17 protein-coding genes are annotated in these 23,232 nt (G+C 44.8%); 5 read left to right on the forward strand and 12 right to left on the reverse strand.

Going from position 1 to position 23,232, the window contains the following annotated elements; genetic code table 11:
• Positions 1-653: 653 nt before the first annotated feature.
• The 3 genes from IEX62_RS07640 to IEX62_RS07650 all read right to left on the reverse strand — a co-directional run bounded on the left by IEX62_RS07640 (position 654) and on the right by IEX62_RS07650 (position 3,548).
• Positions 654-2,135 carry an MDR family MFS transporter gene (locus IEX62_RS07640; protein WP_188775061.1) on the reverse strand — a complete coding sequence of 494 codons (1,482 nt, stop codon included), beginning with the start codon at positions 2,133-2,135 and terminating at the stop codon, positions 654-656.
• Positions 2,136-2,210: 75 nt separating this feature from the next.
• Positions 2,211-2,798, reverse strand: a complete 588-nt coding sequence (locus tag IEX62_RS07645; protein ID WP_188774834.1) for a TetR/AcrR family transcriptional regulator — start codon at positions 2,796-2,798, stop codon at positions 2,211-2,213.
• A 240-nt stretch (positions 2,799-3,038) separates the two neighbouring features.
• The gene (locus IEX62_RS07650) at positions 3,039-3,548 is read right to left on the reverse strand and encodes a mismatch-specific DNA-glycosylase (RefSeq protein ID WP_188774835.1); all 510 of its coding nucleotides are present in this window, start codon (positions 3,546-3,548) and stop codon (positions 3,039-3,041) included.
• A gap of 241 nt (positions 3,549-3,789) precedes the next feature.
• Between IEX62_RS07650 and IEX62_RS07655 the strand changes: the two genes are divergently transcribed.
• Positions 3,790-4,245 carry an IDEAL domain-containing protein gene (locus IEX62_RS07655; protein ID WP_188774836.1) on the forward strand — a complete coding sequence of 152 codons (456 nt, stop codon included), beginning with the start codon at positions 3,790-3,792 and terminating at the stop codon, positions 4,243-4,245.
• A 268-nt stretch (positions 4,246-4,513) separates the two neighbouring features.
• Positions 4,514-4,942 carry a DUF4190 domain-containing protein gene (locus IEX62_RS07660; protein ID WP_229685673.1) on the forward strand — a complete coding sequence of 143 codons (429 nt, stop codon included), beginning with the start codon at positions 4,514-4,516 and terminating at the stop codon, positions 4,940-4,942.
• A gap of 86 nt (positions 4,943-5,028) precedes the next feature.
• Here the strand turns inward: IEX62_RS07660 and IEX62_RS07665 are convergent, their stop codons facing one another.
• Both IEX62_RS07665 and IEX62_RS07670 read right to left on the reverse strand, forming a co-directional pair.
• Complete coding sequence (locus IEX62_RS07665) at positions 5,029-5,895, reverse strand: VOC family protein (protein ID WP_188774837.1); 867 nt, start codon at positions 5,893-5,895, stop codon at positions 5,029-5,031.
• Positions 5,896-6,230: 335 nt separating this feature from the next.
• Complete coding sequence (locus IEX62_RS07670) at positions 6,231-7,157, reverse strand: cellulose binding domain-containing protein (protein ID WP_188774838.1); 927 nt, start codon at positions 7,155-7,157, stop codon at positions 6,231-6,233.
• 900 nt (positions 7,158-8,057) lie between these two features.
• On the opposite strand from IEX62_RS07670, the gene mprF reads away from it, so the two are divergent.
• Positions 8,058-10,706 carry a bifunctional lysylphosphatidylglycerol flippase/synthetase MprF gene (gene mprF / locus IEX62_RS07675; protein ID WP_188774839.1) on the forward strand — a complete coding sequence of 883 codons (2,649 nt, stop codon included), beginning with the start codon at positions 8,058-8,060 and terminating at the stop codon, positions 10,704-10,706.
• Positions 10,707-11,205: 499 nt separating this feature from the next.
• Here the strand turns inward: mprF and IEX62_RS07680 are convergent, their stop codons facing one another.
• Positions 11,206-11,739: a LytA/YqiH family protein gene (locus IEX62_RS07680; RefSeq protein WP_188774840.1), complete on the reverse strand. Its 534-nt coding sequence runs from the start codon at positions 11,737-11,739 to the stop codon at positions 11,206-11,208.
• Between the two features lie 261 nt (positions 11,740-12,000).
• Positions 12,001-12,585, reverse strand: a complete 585-nt coding sequence (locus IEX62_RS07685) for a hypothetical protein (RefSeq protein ID WP_188774841.1) — start codon at positions 12,583-12,585, stop codon at positions 12,001-12,003.
• Between the two features lie 875 nt (positions 12,586-13,460).
• Here IEX62_RS07685 and IEX62_RS07690 point away from each other — a divergent pair.
• Complete coding sequence (locus IEX62_RS07690) at positions 13,461-13,811, forward strand: DUF3243 domain-containing protein (protein WP_188774842.1); 351 nt, start codon at positions 13,461-13,463, stop codon at positions 13,809-13,811.
• 231 nt (positions 13,812-14,042) lie between these two features.
• On the opposite strand, the gene IEX62_RS07695 is transcribed toward IEX62_RS07690, so the two are convergent.
• The 3 genes from IEX62_RS07695 to IEX62_RS07705 form a co-directional block, all read right to left on the reverse strand.
• A complete protein-coding gene (locus IEX62_RS07695) occupies positions 14,043-14,633 on the reverse strand; it encodes an undecaprenyl-diphosphatase (protein WP_229685691.1) in 591 nt (196 codons plus the stop codon).
• Between the two features lie 504 nt (positions 14,634-15,137).
• Entirely contained in the window at positions 15,138-16,472 is a 1,335-nt protein-coding gene (locus IEX62_RS07700) for an amidohydrolase (protein WP_188774844.1), read from the reverse strand.
• 227 nt (positions 16,473-16,699) lie between these two features.
• Entirely contained in the window at positions 16,700-17,752 is a 1,053-nt protein-coding gene (locus tag IEX62_RS07705; protein ID WP_188774845.1) for an NAD(P)/FAD-dependent oxidoreductase, read from the reverse strand.
• A gap of 230 nt (positions 17,753-17,982) precedes the next feature.
• Here IEX62_RS07705 and cls point away from each other — a divergent pair, with 230 nt between their 5' ends.
• Positions 17,983-19,434, forward strand: coding sequence for a cardiolipin synthase (cls, locus tag IEX62_RS07710; RefSeq protein ID WP_188774846.1), 1,452 nt, complete (start codon positions 17,983-17,985; stop codon positions 19,432-19,434).
• Between the two features lie 331 nt (positions 19,435-19,765).
• On the opposite strand, the gene IEX62_RS07715 is transcribed toward cls, so the two are convergent.
• A complete protein-coding gene (locus IEX62_RS07715) occupies positions 19,766-20,728 on the reverse strand; it encodes a D-2-hydroxyacid dehydrogenase family protein (protein WP_188774847.1) in 963 nt (320 codons plus the stop codon).
• A gap of 631 nt (positions 20,729-21,359) precedes the next feature.
• Positions 21,360-22,661, reverse strand: a complete 1,302-nt coding sequence (locus IEX62_RS07720) for an alpha-glucosidase/alpha-galactosidase (protein ID WP_188774848.1) — start codon at positions 22,659-22,661, stop codon at positions 21,360-21,362.
• Between the last annotated feature and the right edge of the window lie 571 nt (positions 22,662-23,232).

Consider the following 23,232-nt stretch of genomic DNA (forward strand, 5'->3'; position numbering starts at 1 on the left):
GCTGGATTCGATCCTATCAATCCTGTTCATCCTGTTCTTCTACAAATATCTCCACTCTGATCTAGCAAGCTTGCCGCCTATGTTGCTGCTATGCTTGCTTCTCAGTAGATGCACTGCGCTGTAATAGACTCTTGTAATAGACGACGCTATGATGGCTCGCTATGCCTGCTATTCAGCCATGTATACGCCGTAGCATACCAAAATTTTGTCTTTCATAAAAGTCGATGCCCTAGCAGTTTAGCATCATAACAGATAACACTGTATGCATTAAGGCTCCAAGCCAAAAGCAGCTAACGGAACATAATCAGCTTCCTTCATTTACATAACACTGGATAGCTACATACCACCTGATAACTACATACCACTTAATCACGAACACTAAAAAGCATTGATGATCGTATGCTTACCTGCAAGAACACATATAACCGCATACTCATACTGCGACGTCCATTTTAGCAAAATAAAATGCCGTGCATTACAGATACAATCATCTGCGATGCACGGCATGTCCTACCACGGCTATATCTCTAATTCATAAAGATGATATCTCTATGAGATTCAATCTCTATATCATAACTGATAAAATTGAAGCTGATATAACAGTGTATATTCTTCATTCGCACTTCAATCTTCACTCGTACTTCAAGCTTAATTTAATGTGCGGAGCCCTGTGTACCTGCTTGCTTACCAACGCGTACACGCTTGATAAAGATCGAGCAGAGCAAGCCAACTACAGCTAGAATCATCGCAAATACAAACGCATTCTGTACGCCTGTGGTGAAGGCTGCGAGCTGATTCGTTGTGCTTGATGGATCAGCCACACTGCTCAGATAACCACTTTGACCAGCACTCAGAATACTAACCGCCAGCGCCGTACCAATCGCACCAGCAACCTGCTGCAATGTGTTCATAATCGCTGTACCATGCGGATAAAATTGACTAGGCAGTTGATTCAGACCATTTGTTTGGGCAGGCATCATAATCATCGAGATACCGACCATCATGAAAATATGCAACGTAACGATAACCGCAATCGGTGTGGTGGAGTGAATGTTCGTGTACAGGAACAATACTGCTGCCACGACAACCAGACCGATCGTAACGAGCCATTTCGGACCGAATTTATCAAATAGACGTCCCATAACTGGAGACAGGAAGCCGTTAAGCAGACTGCCTGGCAACAGCACCAGACCTGCTGTCAGCGCGCTCAGCGCCATCCCCTGCTGTAGATACATCGGCAGGATCAGCATTGAGGACAGAATCACCATCATACAGATGAATACAAGCAACAGACCAATTGTGAACATTGGATAACGGAATGCTCGCAGATCAATCATCGGCTGTTCCATCCGCAATTGACGGATACTGAACAATGCGAGCGAAATGACACCAATCGCAAGCGTAGCAATTACGATCGGGCTACTCCAGCCACTTCCGCTAGCACCATGCCCACCTGCACTACTGAATCCGTATACGATACCGCCAAAGCCAAGTGTAGACAGTACAATCGACAGCACATCAATTTTCGGCTTTGTCAGCTTGGAGATATTCGGCAGGAAGCGCAGACCGAATACGAGCGAGATAATAAAGAACGGAAGTGAAATCCAGAAAATAAAGTGCCAAGACAGATTCGCCAGAATCAGACCCGAGATCGCTGGGCCTGCTGCTGGAGCGAACATAATGACAAGCCCGATCAGACCCATCGCTGAGCCACGTTTTTCGACCGGGAAAATAACGAGAATCGTGTTAAACATCAATGGCAGCAACAAGGCTGTACCTACCGCCTGCAACAGACGAGCAATCATCAGCACTTCAAATGTAGGGGACATCGCTGCAACGATAGTTCCTGCAATTGAGAACAATAGCGACGTTGTAAACAGCTGCCGCGTTGTGAACCATTGCAGCAGCAGACCCGATACCGGAACGAGAATACCCATCACGAGCAGATAACCCGTTGTCAGCCATTGAATCGTCGTTGGGCCAACCTGTAGCAACGTCATCAGTGGTGTGATGGCTACATTGAGTGCCGTTTCACCGAACAACCCGATAAAACCACTTAGCAGCATAGCAAATAAAATGGGTAACACCTTGTATTGCTTTGTTTCTTGCTGGTTCTCAGTGGAACCTTGATTCATGGACGCATCCACTTTCCCATCCTCCTTGATTGTCTTTCTCTATGTGTAGTATATGCTGTCTAAGACAGGCACAGTTTAGCCGCGACGTTGCACCGTCTTCATGACATTGGACAAATATTGTGCAGCCGTCAGTAATGGCTTGTTATTCTGATTGGTCAGACTGATGATGAGTGCACCCTCCATCATCGACAGTGTCAAAATGGCAGCATTCTCTGCCGCTTCCTCGTCTGCACCCTCTTGCAATAGCTGTCCCGCAATAATCTGTTGCCAGCCTGCAAATACCTCCTGGCAAGCGTGTCGCAATCGATCACTGATACAGGACGCTTCGACCGACGCCCAGAAGCTAAACGGGATGAACCCTGTATATCCGGATTGCTCCGTCTCAATCGCCATATGATATACAAAATCATAGATCGCATCCCCGGTCGTCTCATTTTGAGAAAAGGTCTCGCGAAACTTGTCCATCACATGCAGATTGGCCTTCTCAATACATACAAGCGCCAGTTCTTCCTTACCTTCAGGAAAATAATGATACAGTGAGCCTTTCGGCGTATCACTTTCCTTAATGATCTGGCTAAGTCCGGTCGCATGATATCCCTGTGAGAAAAATAAACGTGCCGCTGTATTTACAATTTGTTCCTTAGCATTGGACTTCTCGCCCAATGAAACCACTCCTTTAACGCATATTCCATCGGTGTTGCTACTGCAATTACATCCGTCCACAACAATTATAACGATTGGTCTATATAATTAAAACGCGAAATGAGCAGAATGTCAATTCATCTACAATTTAAAATATTGCATCAACAAAAAAATGAACCTTTACTGCAAGCCATATCATAAGCTTCCATTGTTAGCCCAGCATTAAATGTAGCCTGCAATTTATTCAAGCGCGCTATGGACTTATTCGCCATTTGCATATATACGCAATTCACGATAAATATCGATAATATCATCCAGCGGCATGCGGACTAACCCGCTGGATGACGGTGCTACAAACTCCACTACATCCTCTGTCGTCGATGGAGATTGAAATCCCCACGGTGCCTGAGGACGCTTACTGTACTTTGTATATACTCCCTTGCCGACAAAGCAGGCGATACGTGGACGATATTGCTCCAGCTTCTCACGCAGCTCGATCCGCCCTTCTGCATATTCCTCTGGCAAAATATCATCAATGCCCCGTGTAGGACGTGACACAATGTTAGTAAAGCCATAGCCCAGCTCCAGTAGATCACCATCCTCCTCTGGATGATACAGACGCGAAGTCAGTCCGGAGCGATATAGAATTTGCCAGAAACGATTACGTGGATTGGCATAATGATGGCCCACCTCCCCTGAACGAAGACTTGGATTAAAACCGATAAATAAAATATTTAGTTGCTGCTGCAAATGATCGGGTATAGCTGGCACGTATTTTGCTCCTTTCGCGTACGATATAACACCATTTCATCCATATCGTTACCATTTTTTTATCTATTTCGACAAAACCACTATACAAAAAATATGACTATAGACCGATATACTTTATCAATCAAGTATATTTCTACTTTTCGAGCATCGTAACCCGACAACCTACAGAGCCTTGAACAGGCACAACACGTGAATATGACCTTCACCATTAAACGAGAACATTAGCAAAGGAATGATTAGCATGATTAAATTAAATGAAAAGCAAATTTATGCTGTCCTTCATAAACAACTTAATCGCAATTTCCCAGTACAAACGATGGAATTGCAATATCATATTGAAGCAGATAGCCGCCTGGTGAACAATGAAGGCGAAGTCGAGCTGACCAATAAGCACTACTGGGTAAAAGTAATGGATTGTGTATACCCTACACACTCTCGTCCAATTCTGATGAGCGAGGTTATCTACTTCCTCAGACAGGAATATATGGATAGCACAATCCGCGTATTTATGAAGCAAGACGTAGACGGTACAGTATCTGCAACCGCAGAAATCTCCTTCCAGGATCATGTTACACTGGAAGCCGAGCAGTTGAAAGCACTGATCGACCTTGCACTCGTTATTAAGGACAAAGAGTGGTTCGACGAGTTGACTCAAATGTACCTGAATATGACGCGTCCATTACCAAGCTCTCTGTAATCTTATTACATCTTCATTGTGATCTTAATTGAAGCTGATCTCGATTGTATTCGTTCAGCTCTGTACTATAGCATGTGCTCCATTCGTCATTAAAGGGCTGTCTCATCGTTCATAAGCGACATGAGGCAGCCCTTTTTCATTCAACCTTCTGCACAAATTTCGATGCTTTTCTAAAAAAATGTTGCTATGATATAAAAGATGGTTGAATACATCGTATACAGCCTTACGCCCCCGGGCACTCTATACATATATAATTAAGGAGGAATCCATGATGGACCCTAATCAACCCCCACACCACTCTCAACCTCCGTATGGCTCACAGCCGCCTTACGGTTATCAGAATCCTTATGATCCTTATGCGTACCGTCCGAACAACGGGAAGGCTATTGCAGCCCTTGTACTCGGCGTCGCTTCCATTGCCTCGCTCTTCTTCTTGCCCGGCTTTGGTGCTATTATCGGCATACTCGCGATCATTTTTGCGATTCTAGCATTTAAGGAGATTCAGCAAACGCATATGAACGGTAAAAATATGGCAGTCGGCGGATTGGTATGTGGGATTATTGGAGTGCTGCTTCACGTCCTATTCGTCATCTTTATCGTTGTCATTATCGGTGTCTCCTTACAGGATTACTCCAACAATGGAGCAGACTACTGGGAGCCTACACTCCAGCAAGATAGCAATTCTGATTTTTACTGATCTACCGTGTATTCTATAGCATTACCCAACATAGCATTAACTACAAAAAGAGGACAGCATGCTGTCCTCTTTTGTATCGTTATGGCTTATGCCTGTGGTACATAGAAACGGATACGAATATTCGATGGATCGGTGATCCACAGCTCTTGTCCATCATATTGCATCGGCAGTCCCGCAGCTTTCACACGATCTGCCACTTCCTGTATTGCCATTTGATCTGGCATTTGCAGTGTGTAGTAATCAATACCTGTCGCATTAGTTGGTGCCTTGGGAGCGCCAGCCCCAGCCCATATATTCAATCCCATATGATGATGATATCCGCCCGCCGAGATAAACAAGACGGAGCGATCATCTGTTAATACAATTTCAAAACCCAGTGTATCTACATAGAATTTGCGAGCTTCATCGAGACTGGATACATGGAAATGTACATGACCAATCTTCGTACCCGCAGGCAATCCGTTCCAAGTCTGTCCTTCTGCCAGCTTCAGCAAGCTTTCTACATCAACAGGCTCCGTACCCATAATGTACTGTCCGCGCTCATCCTTCTGCCATGTCGAACGTGGGCGGTCTGCATAGATTTCGATTCCGTTATGATCAGGATCATATAGATATAGTGCCTCACTCACCAGATGATCGCCCTGTCCGATATTTTGACGATGCTCCACCAGATTACGTAGCGCCAGTCCGAGACTTGTACGATCCGGTAGCAAAATCGCAAAGTGATACAATCCTGCAACCGATTGACGACGAGGGATCGTAGCATTCTCGATCTCTTGAATGATCAGCAGTGTAGTCTGTCCGTCCGCTGACAGCTCTGCCATAGTAGCGTTCTGACGCAACACCTGTAAGCCGATCACCTCTGTATAATAAGCAAGTGAACGCTCTAGCTGGCTAACCTTAATGCTAACAAGACCGATTTCAAGAGCAGGATTAATAACCGAAGTATTCATAAGATAGTTTCCTTTCACTAATTAAATTTTAGTATTAGTTATTGTTTATAAGTATAATAACATTTTGTAAGTAACTATTCAAGTGTAAAATATTGATAAGGAGCAAGCTATACAATAGCTAATTATTTTAATAGCGGAGCCAACAGGAGCTAATAGCTGAAATAACAAAAGCCTCTTCATCTGCCAAAGCAAATGAGAGGCTTTTGTATGTATAACGTATATATAACTTATGTATAACGAAAGATCATTCTCTACACCATCTAATGTAGTGAATGATCCTTCTGTCATTCGTATATGCACATGTCAGGCAATGTAGGCTACAGACATGTAGCTGATTAGTTCATCGGGTCGTTTTCTTTTACGCCTGGATCATTACCCCAAACTGGGCCGCCCTGGTAGTATACAACGATTTTAGCGTTATCAGCCATCGCTGTATCACTGCCATACGAGTAGTCAGAGCTTACGCTACCGGATGTTCTTTGAACAGTAAATGTCATGTTGCCACTCTCACCGCCAGCTGGGATTACGCCTGCTTCTGCATTGAAAAGCAGTTCAACATAGCTATCCGCACCCGATTGTGGCTGCTGCATGTTAACGATATGTGCTTCTACGTTTCTCGAATTGAATGGTACGTTGTTAAGGGATACATTCTTTGCACTCAGTCCTGTACCACCTGTGAAGTAGTAACGTACACGAATGTCGCTCAGGTTCACATCCTGTGTACCTGTATTCAGAATGTTGATCGTTGGGTTGATCGTATTGGAGCCGCTACCGTTAATGCGGGATTGCAGCACGAGCGATTGCTTCACGTTCGCGGATTGCTCTGTTGGTGCAGCAATTGCTGGCATGGACATCTGTGTCTTTTGACCATTTGCCATCACAGCGTTCACCACATAACCGTATACTTTACCATTCATTACGGTAGTATCTGTAAACATCGCATCGGTAATACCTGTGCTCAGCATTGCATAGGTGTTATTTTGTACACTATTATACGTATTGTTCATAACATCATAACGGCGTACTTCGTAGCTGGAAGCGTTTTGTACAGGTGCCCATGTCAAAACGACCTGATTAGAACCAGCGCGTGCAGCCACTTGATCAGGTGCAGCAGGTGCAGCTGTGTTGTCCCATGTAATATCGTTCATCACCTGATTCGTTTCAATTGCTGCGTGTGCATTGGGTGCTGCCAGCAGGCTACTTCCCGCTGTCAAAATCGAAATTGCAAGTACTGCTGAAGCTTTCTTAGACCAATGTACCATGTTCATCATCAACCTCCGTATATTTGTGTGGTGGAATACATGTACTGCATTTTGATGTTAATCATGCTGTTAAGTATTCGGCTCAAAACCTCTATGTGCGGTTGTGCTCGTTGTCCCTCCTTTTGGTGCATTCATTACTGTTTGAACGCGTTCTAACGAGTGCTAAAGCGTTCATTGGTGAGCCATTTGATGGATTATTAAACAGTAATGTTACAAATAAAACACTTACCAAGCTTGAATTATAACATTTTTGTCATCAGTTGCAGATAGCCTTGAAGTTGCAATCGCATTCACGCAGGCAATTCCTTTAGACCTAAACTCTATTCTATAATCTACATAGTAGACCTATAATTATGCGCACCAGCCTTATGTTTGAAGAATATCACGCATTTGTTACATAAATGTATCCAATAAACGGGCGTCGTCCCGTATGATAGAGCATGTATTATGAGGCTAAGCTTGTCCCTTCTGCGATAAACCGTAGATTTAAATTACCCTACAGGATGGTATACAATAGGTAAGAGGTTAAAGCCTCCTTCTGGCATCGTTATAGTATCTTGTTAGCTGTCTTCAAACTACAGATTTATATTGCTAGCAGCAAAAGTAGCAATTACGTTTTTTTGTCATTTTCATAATGATTGGCTCGAAAATGACCGATGTAGTATCTGAATAGTTCATACAATTTATTTTACAGAGATACTATGATTTACCTCACAGCTGGAACATTGTACTGGATTGCTCCGTACTATAATGACTGGATACGAACATAGCGATAAGCAAGGATGTTGAATCAGGATCGAATTCATACTTGTAAGCCGCATATAAAAGAATACTTAATTCAAGCTTGAAGCTATCAACCTAATTGCTAATTATATCGACAAAGGTGGAGTTTATACACTCATGAGAGAATCGCTGCGCAAGCTGAAAATACTGCAATTACTCACTGCCCTGTTCAGGGCGCGAATTATTAAAATACTGATCCCCCTCGTGATTCTAGTCATTATCTTTATTCAAGGACGTAAGGAAATCCAGCATATCAATGTGGCTAGAGTGTTTTTTGAGCTACGTCGCATGCCGGTGTCAGCAATCGTGGAAATCTCACTTGTTGCTTTTATTGCGGTAGCTGCGATGAGTGCGTACGACTATTTGCTGCGTCGCCAGTTCAAGCTTGATGTAGACTGGAAGGCAACGTTTCGTTATGCGTGGATTGCCAATACGTTTAACAATATGATCGGTTTTGCCGGCTTGACGGGGGTTGGGCTGCGCGCCATCTTGTACAAAAAGAGCGGCGTGCCGATCAAAACGATGGGTTCTGCTGTACTGTTCCTGTCACCGATCATTCTGGTCGGATTATCATTGCTCGGCTGGCTCGTTATTATCGGTGTGTTTCCTGCTGAACCATTATTTGATGCACATCCATGGTTGCGCTGGGCTGTATGGGGCATATCACTGTACTTGCCATTCTTTTTGCTCATGCAGCGTTCTTCCCTATTTGCAAAATGGTTCCATAAGGGCGAGGGCAAGTTACCGTGGAATGTCGTCATCGCTTCGGTGATTGCTTCCTTTTTGGAGTGGGCATGCGCCGCTGTGCTGTTCTGGCTGATCGTGTATCATGATCTGGAGCATCTGCCATTTGCCTCGGTCATTGGTGTGTATATCGTTGCTGCTATCGCCGGTATTATTAGTATGGCTCCGGGCGGAATCGGTGCATTTGACCTGACCGCGCTGCTCGGCTTACAGACGCTGGGCATTGATGCTACACCTGCGATTACTGCATTATTGCTGTTCCGTATTTTTTACTTCTTAATCCCATGGCTGGTCGGACTCGTACTCGCTGCCTTCGAGATTAGCCCGAGTCGTCATCAAATGAAAGATATGATTACAAACGGAGTCGATTCATCACGCAACGCCTGGATCAAATTCTGGGGCTGGCCATCACAGTTTGGCTTACTCGGTGACCTGGGTGCCTGGGCACTTGGTAAGCTCGTGCTAGCGAGCGGGATCATCCTGCTGCTATCTGCCGCTACGCCAGGTCTAATCAATCGTCTTCGTTTTATGGAAAATATATTGTCTCTACCGTTAATGCGCTTCTCGGAACAGCTATCCGTTGTAATCGGAATTATGCTGATTGTTGTATCGCGTGGTATTTCACTTCGTATCCGCCGTGCTTTTATCTGGACAGCCGGTCTGCTCGTAGCGGGTGCTGTGTTTACCTTTGCGAAAGGTTTTGACTATGAGGAAGCGATTATTCTGCTTGTAGTCGCCGTCATTTTATGGGTATCGCGTGCTCGCTTTAATCGAGAAAGTGCCATGCTGTCATCACGCAGCGTTGGAATCTGGGTCGTGCTAGCATTCATCTCATCGCTATCGTACTATCTCGTCGGTGCGCAGATTCATCCCAAGCTACTACGCCATCTGCCAGTACGGGCGCAGGAATGGTTCCTGAATCCGCATGAATATGCAGTCACCGCAGTGATCGCTTTTATTAGTGCACTCGTTCTGCTCGCCGCTATTTTCGCATTGCGTCCGAATCGTCATGTGGAGCATTTGCCCGATGCAGCCGAGCTGGAGAAGCTACGTGAGTTTTTGAAGCAGGATAACGGTAATCTGCTCTCGCATCTACTCTATCTAGGTGATAAATTCTTTTACTGGGCGCAGGAGGATCGAGTTCTGATTCCATACTCGCGTGTACGTGATAAGCTCGTAGTACTGGGTGATCCGATTGGAGACAAATCGCTTGTTGGAGAAGCAATTCAGGAATTCCAGCGATATGCGGATCATTACGCACTGACTGCTGTATTTTATCAGGCATCGCCAGAATATCTATCTATTTATCATGAGAATGGCTATAACTTCTTCAAGCTTGGTGAAGAGGCGCTTGTACCGCTCGATAAGTTCACATTATCCGGCAAGAGCAATCAAGGTCTGCGAACAGCGAAAAACAAATCGGAGCGTGAAGGACAGCAGTTTGAAGTGCTAAAGCCTCCTTTCTCGGCTGAGCTATTGAATGAGCTACGCACGATATCAGATGAATGGCTTGGCGATCGTAAGGAAAAGGCGTATTCACTCGGCTGGTTCAAGGAATCTTATATTCAGCAGGCTCCTATTGCCCTGCTCCGTGAAGCGGAAGGACGTATTCTTGCCTTCGCTACACTCGCACCCGCCTACGATAACAATCAGGTCATCTCGATTGATCTGATGCGTCATCTGAACGAAACGCCGAATGGCACGATGGATGTGCTGTTTGTTCGTCTGATTGAATGGGCAAAAGAAAATGGCTATACCTTCTTTAACTTAGGCATGTCGCCGCTATCCAGTGTAGGTGAAAATGCCAATGCACACCGTGAGGAAAAGCTAGCACGACTCGTGTTCCAGTATGGGGGTCACTGGTACGGATTTGAAGGCTTACGGCGTTACAAAGAGAAGTTCTCACCCGAATGGGAAGCACGCTATCTTGCCTATCCTGCCGGCATGCCACTGCCTATCCTTACGATTGATCTAGTACGTCTCGTCTCACGTCGTCCAGCTACGGTAGAGGTGCCGAGCTGATAGACGCAAGATTACCGTCAGCACATAGCGTACTTCTTGACTAGCGTAAAGAAGTCGAATGGCCTCAACAATGTACTGCTGAGATACTGTTGAGCCAACAATGTAATACGATGATGGTTCATGATCTAATCGCAAGCTGAATATGTACGTATAGATGACTATGTATAGCCAATGAATACAAATAGCCCCTTACTTGATCGCGAAGGGGCTGTTTGTATTTTGTCTACGTCTTATGCTCACAATCCCAACAACCAGGTTACAAAGAACTATCTATTTTCTGTCTTGATATAGCGCCAGATGCATATTTATCTTTATAGTTAAACAACTACTTCAACGTCAAAAAGCCCCGTATACCGTCATTATGCTCGGTATATGGGGCTTTCCATTACTATACATGATAGAGCTCAAATGAACACATACGCGCCCAAACATCATAAGCAGCTATGCCACCTAGAGAACGAGGCTTGTATACATAACTGCGTACATCGCTTCAATATAATTACTTCGCCTTCATTTCCACGATTGTTCTAACCATCGTAGAAGCATCATCAGGAACAGGCTTTTCGGTATACTTGAAGGTAATCTCAGAGCCTTCTTTTAGCTTGCCTGCTGCATCTGCGATGCTATCAGTGAGCTGGTATACAACTGGCTTGCCATCTACCATAATCTCAGCAGAGTGCTCATCTGCCAGACCTGAGAATGTACCGCTGGCAACATGCGTAGCTGCTGCGTCATCTCCTGTAGATGTGTCCGTTGTACCTTTTGTTGTTCCTTCGCTTGTAGTACCCGTACTTGTCTCAGGAGATGCGGTGCTCTCTTCTCCAGTTCCAGCAGAGCTGTTATCTGCAGGAGTTGTCTCGTTCGTATCCTGTGGCGTTGTCATTTCGGTGTCTGTGCTGCCGTTCGTATCGGCTGGCGCTGCTGCGGGTTGCTGCTCTGCCTTATTACCACAGGCTGCAAGCAACAGAATTCCCATCAATAGCAGCAATGCAAGCGGACTCCGTCTGATCCATGATTGAATATTTCGTTGCATCGTAAATGCACCTCCTCAATAGTGTAACGCATCATGCCCACAAAAGTTGCTTTTTAATTTGGCAACCAGGCAAAAGAACATCCACTAGCATCATACCAGATTCTATGCAGCGAATAAAATGTTGCCCATAGGCAAAGACGCCGCCCATATAAAAAGGGATCGTTCACCCGGCATTGCTATCTAGCCGGAGCGACGATCCCTGAAATGGATATAGTCTATACGTAAAATTAAAGCTTTTCATCCGGCATGATGCCTTATCGCTTATGGGATAAACTGTTGTACAATCTTCACGATTTCACCGTTTTTCACTGTGATGTGGTACGGGAACACCGTTGGATCCAGCATATCTGGCTTTTGGAAAATAGCTTTCAGCTTGGACATGCTTACAGGCTCATTCCATTTAGTATCGATATCTTCCCAGCGACCTGTGTGATCATAGATCTGCATCAGCACATCCGCGCTAGCTGGAGCGGTATAATTATAAGTACGAGTATCGTCATTTACGATGTAGTAATCGTCTGGCGCACCCATATCCGCATTTTCAGGATTGTCTTTAGCAAACATTTTGTTGGCAGCTTCGCCAGTGTACCAGTTGATCGGATCAATCGTCAGCTTGTAGCTTCCGTTGTCGTCACGATCGATTTTGTTAATAAATACAGTGAACGTTCCATCCGCAGGTGTTGTATCACTGTAAGTATCCTTCGCTACACTTGTTGTTACCGTAGCGGCTTGCACGGTTTGAGCTTTTTCGATTCCCCCTGGTGTAGCTGTACCCACACTGGCCGACGTCAAAAAGATCAAAGAAGCAGCACCTGCTCCCAGTATTCCCATCATTGTTTTCATCATCGCTGCATCTCTCCTTCTCTCAATGGTCGATCAGTCTGGCAACTGCCAGGAAACTTCATTACCATTTTCGATATGTTATGGTTGGTGTAAAAAGCGGACAAAGCATTCGTTCTCGCTTTTCGGTAAAGCATTATGCCTTCATTGTTACTAACGTATCATCAGCCTTAAATGTTGCACCGCTTGTCGTACATGTTGCTTTGTGGCTGTAACATGTATTACCCACAACATTCATCACAAGAACCATTCAAAATTTTCCAGTTTCCCTTTACTGACAAGCGTTTACCTTGCTTCCCTTACGCTTCAATAACTTGAAAAGTCGAACGATTTTGAACCGTTTCTTGCTTTCACATGACTGCTGAGCAACTTGCTTTATGCTCTCACTATACACTGCTGTGTGCGACAATTGGTTGCAATAATGTAAATTCTGATTTACAAAATTAATACCAGGTTCTAAAACCACCCTCTAAATCAGGATTAAGTTCTTCAAACAACGATTAGTCGCTCTTTTATATTGATTTTAGCTAGCTAAAAAACTTTATATTCAGTGAATTTATTTTACTGTTTTATCTCAGTTAGCCTCTACATTTATCGTGTTAACATTTACATGTGGCATTCATATTTAGCATATCGTTTCTATTATCATGCACTATTTTAAAATAGTTCTCTATGACGGAGATATGATCCCCCCATAAGACTGGTATCTAATCAAACCATCGGTTAAGCCAATTAGCATATTCTATAATGAAAAAGCATATAACAGTATACTCACACTAGTCTGCATTAACATTCTTACATTCTCCGATTCGTCACCGTCGTTAAGGTTAATATAGTAGTGGCAATGACCACACCCACAACGATAGAGGAGGATGAACAGCATGACAGAACAACCGCATATCGTAAACAAGTCTGGAGAAGTGGCAACTGAAAAGGTCGAACCGGTGATGAATCGGATCAGCGACGAGCGTAAGCAGCAGATTTTGGATGATTTTGAGAACTTCCGTAGCTATCTGGGCAAAAGAATCCATATGGCTGAAAATATTGGCTTGAGCGAGGAAAGCATCGCTAAAGTAGCACAAAAGATCGCCGATTATCTCGCCAAGCACGAAGAACCGCAAAACAATGAAGAGCAGCTACTGTATGAGTTGTGGAAGGTCGGCAATGAAGAGGAACGCCATAAGCTGGCACATATGCTGGTGAAGATGGTGAAGGAAAAAGAAGACAAGTAATGGAATAGCTGGTATAGGGATATTGCATCGCTTTTGCACAGTAAAGGCTGTGAATGACGAAGGATCGTATTCGTACATACACCTGCTGTATACGCAGTGAGCCTTTGCGCTGTTTGATGCTCATCGTTTGCCAGCACCCATAGACAAAAGTCTTACTAATACATCTGCAACACAAACACGCCTCCACATTATAGTGAAGGCGTGTTTTGTTATTGCCTTGATGCAAAAAGGCTAACGATTGCGATAGCCTGCCCGCGGCCATATTTTCGTTTCCATACGCTCATACCAGTAGATGCCTAGCTCAAGTAAGCTACTTGCCAGTGAAATCCGTGTAAACAGACGATGCACAAGTACCGAGATCAGAATACCAATCAATGCGCCTGCCAGCACATCGCCCGGATAATGAACTCCAGTCCATACACGTCCAAGCGCAATGCCCGATGCTGACAATAGCCATACCCAGCCTGCACGACGACGGAATTGCCAGATCGTCATCGCGATCACAAAGGCGCCTAACGCGTGATTACTCGGAAATGAAGCATTCGCTTCGTGGGATACAAGCTGAATCGCATCCAGCGTGACAAACGGTCGATCCCTGTACACTAGCTGTCCTAATATCCAGCTTGCCGTAAAGCCTAATAGAGCAGAGACGAGCGCCTCACTAATCATACGCCGATCGGCACGAGCTCTCGTAAACCAGTATACAACGGCTCCAATCATAAAAAACAACACTGCATATTTGGATAAAAACACCATAAACGGATTCAGAAAAGCGAGTCGCTGTGCGCCGCTGTTAATCCACAAAAATAGCAGTTCATCCATATGTTCCACAGAATGCCTCCTTCTGCCGATCTCTGTATCAGCTGATGTAGTCGTGTGCATATGTAATGCCCTGTAAAATTGTAAAGCAGTATAGTGGTTATTTCAACTTTACGTAAACTTATTGTAAATTCTATGTAAAATCAAGCTTTTCATTCGCATCCTTCGTATAAAAAATAGCTTGTTATATAAAAAGCATACCTGAGCAGATGATTGTACCTGCTCCAGTATGCTCTTGCTTTTAGGGTTTACTTTTCATTGCTTATTCTTTGTTCCTTATTGCTTATTGCTTGTTCCCGATTCCTCGCTCTGTACTCTACACTGTTGTTTTTTGCTGCTCATCTGCTACTCTTAACTGTCGAAGTGCTAAGTTCTCTAATTTACATCCTAATTACATTTCAAAAGAATCACTGCATACGTTCTTGACCACCATCATTCTCTATTATCATTTTAAGCATCATTTAAGATCTTCTAAGATCTTTTAAGACCTTCCTACATAAAGAACATTTAAAGCCCTGCTACTAGACGCTTGGAGCGCATGCTACCTTCCTTCAATACCTGCTGTTCATCCAGCGTCAATAGCTCGCGCTTGTGCATGAGTACCTGCCCATTCACAATGGTCGTATGCACATCAGCTCCGTTTACTGCATAGGCAATAGCAGAGATTACATGATGCAAAGGCTGCAAATGTGGCTTGTTCAGATCGATCAGGATCAGGTCTGCCTTTTTACCGATTTCAATCGTACCCACCTCATGGTCAAGCTGTAAGAGGCGTGCGCTATCAATTGTAGCCATTTGCAGGAAACGATAGGCAGACTCTATCGCAGGATCACCATAGTGTAGCTTTTGCAGAAGTGAAGCTGCACGTATACCGGCGAACATATCAAGTGTGCTGGCGCTTCCTGCTCCATCGGTTCCAAGTCCAACGGTGATGCCTCGACGCTGTAGCTCCAGTACAGGTGCGATTCCACAGCCTAGCTTCATATTGCTAAGTGGATTGTGCGAAATTCCACCTCGCATCCCTTCCAAATAACTCATATCGTGCTCACTAATATGCACGCCATGTGCGAGCAATACATGCAGCTGCTGGAATAAGCCTAGCTCATACAAATACTGTGTCGGTGTTTGACCGTAGCGTTCGTCGATCTGTGCCGTTTCCTCTCGCGTCTCAGCCAGATGAATGTGTATAGGTAATCGATAGCTTTCCGCTAGCTGAATGACGGCTCGTAGCTGATCAGGTGGACAGGTGTATGGAGCATGCGGGCCAAACATCGTGGTAATTCGTCCATCTGCACCTCCATGCCAGCGCTCCACCAAATCGACCGCCTCCTGCATACGCTCCTGTACACGGTCATCCCCAAACACTAATCCTCGTGTCAGCGATGCACGCATTCCAGTTTCTTCTACAGCATGTGCGATCTGATTCATATGAATATACATATCGGCAAAGGTCGTTGTACCTGAACGAATCATCTCTGCCATTGATAGCTTGCTTCCCCAGTAAATGTCCTCTGGCGTCATTCTCGCTTCAGCAGGGAACATTTTCTGCTCCAACCAGTCCATCAACTTCAGATCATCTGAAAAGCATTTCAGCAGATTCATAGGCGTATGCTGATGCGCGTTGATCAAGCCCGGCATGACCGCCATCCCCGATGCATCTATCGTACGATCAATAGTTCCCCATTGCGCGATAGCCTGCTCCAGCTGCTGTCGTTCATCCTGCTGTAAACCATATACACCGAGGATGCGATCCTCCTCAACCAGAATATCTCCTACAAAAACATCCTCTTCCCCACGCATTGTAATAATCGTCGCCTGCTGAATCCATAGCTTCGCACTCATCGCTTATTGCCTCCCTTGTTCCGCAAGCCCTTTTAGGCTAAGCGGTGTTAGAGATAGCATATACATTGACGTTACGTTAAGGTCAATCATTTAAATTATGATTTAAATGATGAAGGATGATAAAGGTTACTCTCATAACAAAAAGCCTCTGCGTATAGCTCGCACAGAGACTTTTGAGATACAACCTATCAATAAAGGCATTTCAATATATTAGGATACGTGGGCTATTACTTTACTGCTACAGGCTGCTGCTCTAGCTCCTTATTTTTCTCCTTGAATTTCTGGTTGTGCGAGGATACATAAGCCTGGCTGTGAGCTTCCGGATCAAGATAGCGCTTCGCACTGTTGACCGCAGTACCACCATCCACCAACGCCCCGCTGATCAGACGTAGCTTGCCATCATATTGGATCAGGTCACCTGCTGCGAACACGCCCGGAATATTCGTTTGACGTGCTGCATCCACAATCGGCATATTATATTCACCCAGCTCCAGTCCCCATGCGAGCATCGGACTGAGATCAGTCGTCAGACCGTGATTTACGATCAAGGCATCTAGCTCCAGCGTGCGTGTTTCTCCAGTCTCCACATGCTTGATCGTTACGCCTTCAACCGATGCTCCGCTTCCGTGCAGACCTGTTAACTCGTAAGAGGTCAATATTTCATGACAGCTTTCCTTCATACGCAGTACATTGCGCTCATGACCACCAAATTCCTCACGGCGATGTACAACCGTCACGCTTGCAGCCAATGGTTGAAGCGCATTCGCCCAGTCCACTGCGGAATCCCCACCACCGGAAATAACGATATGCTTATCACGGAAAATGGCCAGTTCCTGCACCGTATAGTGTAAATTGGTTACTTCGTAGCGATCTGCGCCTTCGATCTCCAGCTTGCGCATTTTGGGGATACCATGTCCCATTGCCAGGATGACGGTACGGGTATGATGCTGTTCCCCTGTATTTGAGGTCAACAGCAATGTGCCGTCTGATAAACGATCCAGATTCATAATTTGCTGATTCAATACAATCGTTGGTTCAAATACCATCGCCTGCTCAGTCAGATTACGAATTAACCCTTCGCCGCTAATCGGTGGCACGCCGCCCACATCCCAGATGATTTTTTCTGGATACAGCAAAATTTTACCGCCAAGCGTCGGATTATATTCAATGATTTTCGTTTTCATATCGCGCATACCACTATAAAAGGCACTATACAGTCCTGCCGGACCGCCACCAATAATTGTCACATCGTACAGTTCCAGATCCTGCTTGCCCGCCATTCGCAAAGCCCCCTATATCGTTACCGCCGTGAAGACAGTTCGTTTATGTTATATCGCTGTTTTTAAATGATAATGATTATCATTATAAGTTATGCTGGAATGAGATGCAATGCTTATCTCTATTGTTTTGGGTATGAATAGGTATGTAGTGTGCAATTGCGGTATTTTTGATATGCTGGTAGTACCGTGTATTTGTTCATGGACAACTCTTATAAGGTGGGAAGCTGGGAATGTTGGACTTTTATTCGCATTTTTCCTGGATTTTGCTCGTAATCAACTTATTTCTGGCATTATTCATTGTTTTTCTGGAGCGACGTAATATCGGGGCAACCTGGGCATGGCTGATGGTCTTGCTATTCATCCCGATCGTCGGCTTCATCGTATACCTCTTCCTCGGACAAAATCTTAGCCGGGTCAAACGTTTCCGGTTACGTAAAGAATTCCGCTCGATCATCGAATCGGTCGTTAATGATCAACGCGCCGAATTTGAGGACAAAAAATTTCGCTTTAACGATGCCTCGATTAGTCAGTATCACGAGCTAGTACATCTGCATCTGATCAGCAACTACTCTCTGTATACGCAGGACAATCAAGTACAGATCTTCTCCGATGGTGTGAAAAAGTTCGATGCTCTGTTCCGCGATATTGCAGCAGCCAAGGAATACATTCACATGCAGTATTACATCATCCAGCGTGATGATCTCGGACGACAGCTCATGGCGGCTTTGACCGAAAAAGCGAGACAAGGGCTTACGGTTCGCCTCGTATATGATGCGTGGGGTAGTTCCAAGGTTAATAAAAAGTTTCTTCAGGAATTTCGTGATGCTGGTGGACATGCAGCCGCCTTCTTCCCACCTAGTATTCCGCTTATTAACTTCAAGGTAAATTACCGGAATCACCGCAAAGTCGTCATTATTGATGGAGAATGCGCCTATATCGGTGGCTTTAACGTAGGTGATGAATACCTTGGCCATGTGAAAAAATTCGGCTACTGGCGCGATACGCATCTACGCGTTGAAGGCTCCGCTATTTTGCAGTTGCAGACTCACTTCCTGCGCGACTGGCATCTGGCGCTCAATACACCAATGGATCGAGATTATTCCCTGTTCGCAGTATCCAAGCCATTTGAAGGTAATATTGGCATGCAGATTGTATCCAGCGGGCCAGATAGCAGCCTGGAGACGATTAAATATTCTTACATCAAAATGATCTACGAAGCGAAAAAAAGCGTTATGATCCAAACGCCGTACTTCATTCCTGATGAGAGTATGATCACCGCGCTCAAATCAGCCATTTTATCCGGTGTACAGGTGTCTCTGATGATTCCTAAGCGTCCTGATCATCCGATGGTATACTGGGCATCGTATTCCTATCTACAAGAGCTGCTGGAGCTGGATGTTCATTGCTATCTGTATAACAAAGGCTTCCTCCACGCTAAAACAATGGTCATCGACGGTAAAATCGCTTCGGTCGGAACTGCCAATATGGATATTCGTAGCTATAAGCTGAACTTTGAGATCAATGCAGTCGTCTATGATTCGAAAACAGCTACAGAGCTACAAGAGCTATTCCTACAGGACATTAAGGATAGCGATGTGCTGACACTGGAAGGCTACAGAACACGTCCGTGGTATCGTAAGGTGATTGAATCATTTGCTCGCTTGTTATCTCCGATTTTGTAGAGATTGGTGGGGTTAAGCTGTTAATACGAAGGTTAGAGATTTTTTATTTTATACGTATGATAAATAGGTGATAAATCCGTAAATAGTAAGATGCCGCACGCTCGTTATGAGATGCGGCATTTTTATTTTTTTCTATTATGAATTTTTCATATCATGTTTTTTTATAAATTTATCAATTGACTTGCTTCATCGCTCTTTGCTGAATGGATGGTGAAAGGAGAGGCTTTAAGCTCATCTTTTTTATCTATCAAAATAGATATCATCCATCACAGATAGCGAAAATGGTATTGCTTCCATGCTATTGTAAATGTTCAACTTACGTTCCAGCACGTTAATCTCCTAGCACACGTACAGGCTCTCCTTTTAAAAACTGCACAATATCCTCTACCGCATCCTCATAAAAGGAACGGTAATTATCATCGGCTACATAGCCAATATGCGGCGTTGCCAGTACATTCGGTAACGAGCGCAGCGGATGATCTACAGGTAAAGGCTCCTGTTCAAACACATCCAGCCCGGCTCCTGCAATCCGATAATGCTGTAGCGCCTCGATCATCGCAGTCTGGTCGATCAACCCTGCACGCGAGGTGTTAATCAAATACGCGCCAGGTCGCATATGTGCCAGCTCCTCTGTACCGATCAGATGGCGAGTGCGCTCGCTTAGTACCATATGAACAGAAACGATATCGCTTTGCTCCATTAACTCGTTTAATGTAGTACATGCCTCCACCCCTGCTTCCTGCGCACGTTCAGCAGTCAAGTTGGGACTCCATGCGATGACGCGCATATCCATCGCCTGCGCAATCCGTGCCATCCGCTTGCCAATATGACCTAAGCCGATTAAGCCTAGCGTTTTACCGTATAACCCCATCCCTACTGTCGTCTGCCAGGCTCCACCTGTGCGAAAGGCCTCATTCTCTGCAACCAGATGGCGGGTAAGTCCAAGAATGAGCGCCCACGTTAATTCAGTCGGTGCGGCTCCTCTTCCTCTTGCACCACAGACCGTGATACCAAGTCGCTTGGCAGCTTCGATATCAACCGAAGCATTGCGCATCCCTGTCGTCACGAGTAGACGTAGCTTCGGCAGCTGCTCCAGCACCTCTGCCGGAAATGGCGTACGCTCACGCATAATCACGAGAATCTCGCAGTCCTTTACGTTGTGGATTAGCTCTTCTGTCGTTTCCAGTGGATTCGAATAGATACGGGTATGCACTTGTCCATCTAATACAGACCAGTCTGCCATCCGTAAAGCCACCTGCTGATAATCATCTAAAATAGCGCATTGAAGTGTCATCTTGATCCAACCTTTCGGTGTAATATACGAAGCTTGTCCGATAGCTTAAACTGAAATGATCGATCATTCGGCTACGATATACTCCTGCATGATCCAGATCGTAATTCTGCTGTCTATTATACTCTTAATTGATTAGCAGCAGGATGGCAGATGATGAAGATGTTTTTAGCTGACTAGTGATGAGCATGATCTTTTAGAGCTATATGACTGACTTCGTAAATTGTGACTGCGTAGATGGTACATAGTCCAAGTAGTATCTAAAAACTCAATCGATGGAGCATACTGTTCAACTCGCATACTCCTTTTAACCATATGTCAAAAGGTAAGCTATTGGGCTTAGGAAATCATTTTTTCATTGAATCTCGTCTTAGGAGATCACTCACACTGGAAAAGAAAAATATAAATTCTCTTTAGCAAAAAGTACAAAGAAATAGAGTATAATTGGGAGTTTTCAGACACGTCCTAGATTTAGGAGGGAATTATAATATACAAAATGTAATATAGAACGTCATCACACGAATATCGAACCAAATGAAGCTGTACATAGACACGCTCCGTTGTATAGCCAAAATAAGACTCCTTCCAGCTGAGGAAAGGAGCCTTATTGGCAATGGGATAGTATGGTATAAGATCAGGAAGTGAAACGAGGTAACCAATCACCATGCGCTTCGATCAGATCATCACACATCGCAACGATATCGTCCATCGATAGCTCAGCAGCCGTATGTGGATCAAGCATAGCCGCGTGATAGATATGCTCTTTCTTGCCTGTCATGGCAGCTTCAATCGTTAGCAGCTGTGTATTGATATTCGTGCGGTTCAGTGCCGCAAGCTGTGGTGGTAGATCGCCGATATAGGTTGGGCTAATGCCTGAACCATCAACCAGACATGGAACCTCCACACAGGCCTCGCGTGGCAAATTCGTAATCAGGCCCGTATTCATCACATTACCGCCGATTTTGTAAGGACGATCGGTTTCCATCGCTTCCATAATATGCGATGCATATTCCCGGCTGCGTGTATGCTGAATATTTTCGCTGGCAAATAGCTTTTCGCGCATTTCCTTCCAATCTGCAATCTGATTCACACAGCGGCGTGGATATTCATCGAGTGGAATATTGAAGCGTTCAATTAACTCTGGATAATTGCGCTTAATAAAGTATGGATGGTATTCCGCATTATGCTCGGATGACTCGGTCACATAATAGCCAAACCGATGCATCAGCTCATAACGAACCATATCGTCATGCTGCTCCTTTTGCTTTTCACGTGCCAGGCGCTTGATCTCTGGATACAGATCCTGCCCATCTCGCGTGACTTCGAGCAGCCATGCCATATGGTTGATGCCCGCCACCTTAGCCACAACGCCCGTCTGGTCAATCCCCAGTGCTTCAAACAGATGCGGTACACACACCTGTACACTATGACACAAACCGACCGTTTTAATACCGCCATGTACATTCATCACATTCGTCAGCACAGCCATCGGATTAGTGTAATTAAGGAACCACGCATCCGGACAGACTTCCTGCATATCGCGTGCAAAATCGAGCATGACCGGGATTGTACGCAGATTACGGAAAATACCGCCAATACCGAGCGTGTCGGCAATCGTTTGACGCAGACCGTACTTTTTCGGAATTTCAAAATCTGTAATAGTGCAAGGATCGTAACCACCGACCTGAATCGCGTTGATCACGTATTTCGCTCCGCGCAATGCTTCTTTCCGATCATGATACACCTTTACAGAACAACGACTTCCAAGCGAGCTTGCCATACTTGTCAGCAAGCGCTCGGAATCACTCAGACGCTCTGGATCGATATCAAACAGCGCTAATTCAAAGTCCTGCAAGGCTTCCGTCATCATCACGTCACCCAATACATTTTTCACAAACACCGTACTGCCCGCACCGAGGAATGTAATTTTATTCATTTTACTTTCAGCCTCCCTGAACATTGGTATATCCCAACTATAGGCTGAAAAGGTGGTTTCTACTATGGTTCAAAGCATTTGAAAAATGGTATAATGCGATATTTATTCTAGAATTTTTAGCTTTAATTTCTAATATACAGGAATATATCCCTTGACCTCTTATATGGTTCATCATTGTAAAGTCTTACTTCCTATCTGTCTTAACTATTTACAGCTAAATACCTGATAAATACGAAACACAAACAAAAAATTCCATTCCCCCTCTTGACCTTTTCCAAAATGGCTCCTATAATCGAGAACCAATAACACATTTTGGCGATGATCGGAGACAAGATTCCCTGCTGTGCTGCTCAGAGAGAAGAGCGATTGCTGCGAGCTTTTCCAGTTAACGGTTGAGGAATTACCACTCTGTAGCTGTAATCCCGAACTTGAGATGAATCGTTTGACGGTATGATGGAATAACGAATAGATGCTGGATTGCCGCTGTTAGTAAGCGACTGCCTAAGGTGTCTGGTCCCAGACTTATGCAGTTCTTACTCCCCGCATCATTATCTATTCTGCCATTCAGCTA

The organism is Paenibacillus hunanensis, from assembly GCF_014645615.1.
GTDB lineage: Bacteria > Bacillota > Bacilli > Paenibacillales > Paenibacillaceae > Saccharibacillus > Saccharibacillus hunanensis.

Coding starts and splice junctions, on each gene's coding strand:
- mprF (WP_188774839.1), top strand. CDS start 8,058: ATGAGAGAATCGCTGCGCAAGCTGAAAATACTGCAATTACTCACTGCC.
- IEX62_RS07665 (WP_188774837.1), bottom strand. CDS start 5,895: ATGAATACTTCGGTTATTAATCCTGCTCTTGAAATCGGTCTTGTTAGC.
- IEX62_RS07700 (WP_188774844.1), bottom strand. CDS start 16,472: ATGAGTGCGAAGCTATGGATTCAGCAGGCGACGATTATTACAATGCGT.
- IEX62_RS07685 (WP_188774841.1), bottom strand. CDS start 12,585: ATGATGAAAACAATGATGGGAATACTGGGAGCAGGTGCTGCTTCTTTG.
- IEX62_RS07695 (WP_229685691.1), bottom strand. CDS start 14,633: ATGGATGAACTGCTATTTTTGTGGATTAACAGCGGCGCACAGCGACTC.
- IEX62_RS07690 (WP_188774842.1), top strand. CDS start 13,461: ATGACAGAACAACCGCATATCGTAAACAAGTCTGGAGAAGTGGCAACT.
- IEX62_RS07640 (WP_188775061.1), bottom strand. CDS start 2,135: ATGAATCAAGGTTCCACTGAGAACCAGCAAGAAACAAAGCAATACAAG.
- IEX62_RS07680 (WP_188774840.1), bottom strand. CDS start 11,739: ATGCAACGAAATATTCAATCATGGATCAGACGGAGTCCGCTTGCATTG.
- IEX62_RS07670 (WP_188774838.1), bottom strand. CDS start 7,157: ATGGTACATTGGTCTAAGAAAGCTTCAGCAGTACTTGCAATTTCGATT.
- IEX62_RS07660 (WP_229685673.1), top strand. CDS start 4,514: ATGATGGACCCTAATCAACCCCCACACCACTCTCAACCTCCGTATGGC.
- IEX62_RS07705 (WP_188774845.1), bottom strand. CDS start 17,752: ATGGCGGGCAAGCAGGATCTGGAACTGTACGATGTGACAATTATTGGT.
- IEX62_RS07720 (WP_188774848.1), bottom strand. CDS start 22,661: ATGAATAAAATTACATTCCTCGGTGCGGGCAGTACGGTGTTTGTGAAA.
- cls (WP_188774846.1), top strand. CDS start 17,983: ATGTTGGACTTTTATTCGCATTTTTCCTGGATTTTGCTCGTAATCAAC.
- IEX62_RS07715 (WP_188774847.1), bottom strand. CDS start 20,728: ATGACACTTCAATGCGCTATTTTAGATGATTATCAGCAGGTGGCTTTA.
- IEX62_RS07655 (WP_188774836.1), top strand. CDS start 3,790: ATGATTAAATTAAATGAAAAGCAAATTTATGCTGTCCTTCATAAACAA.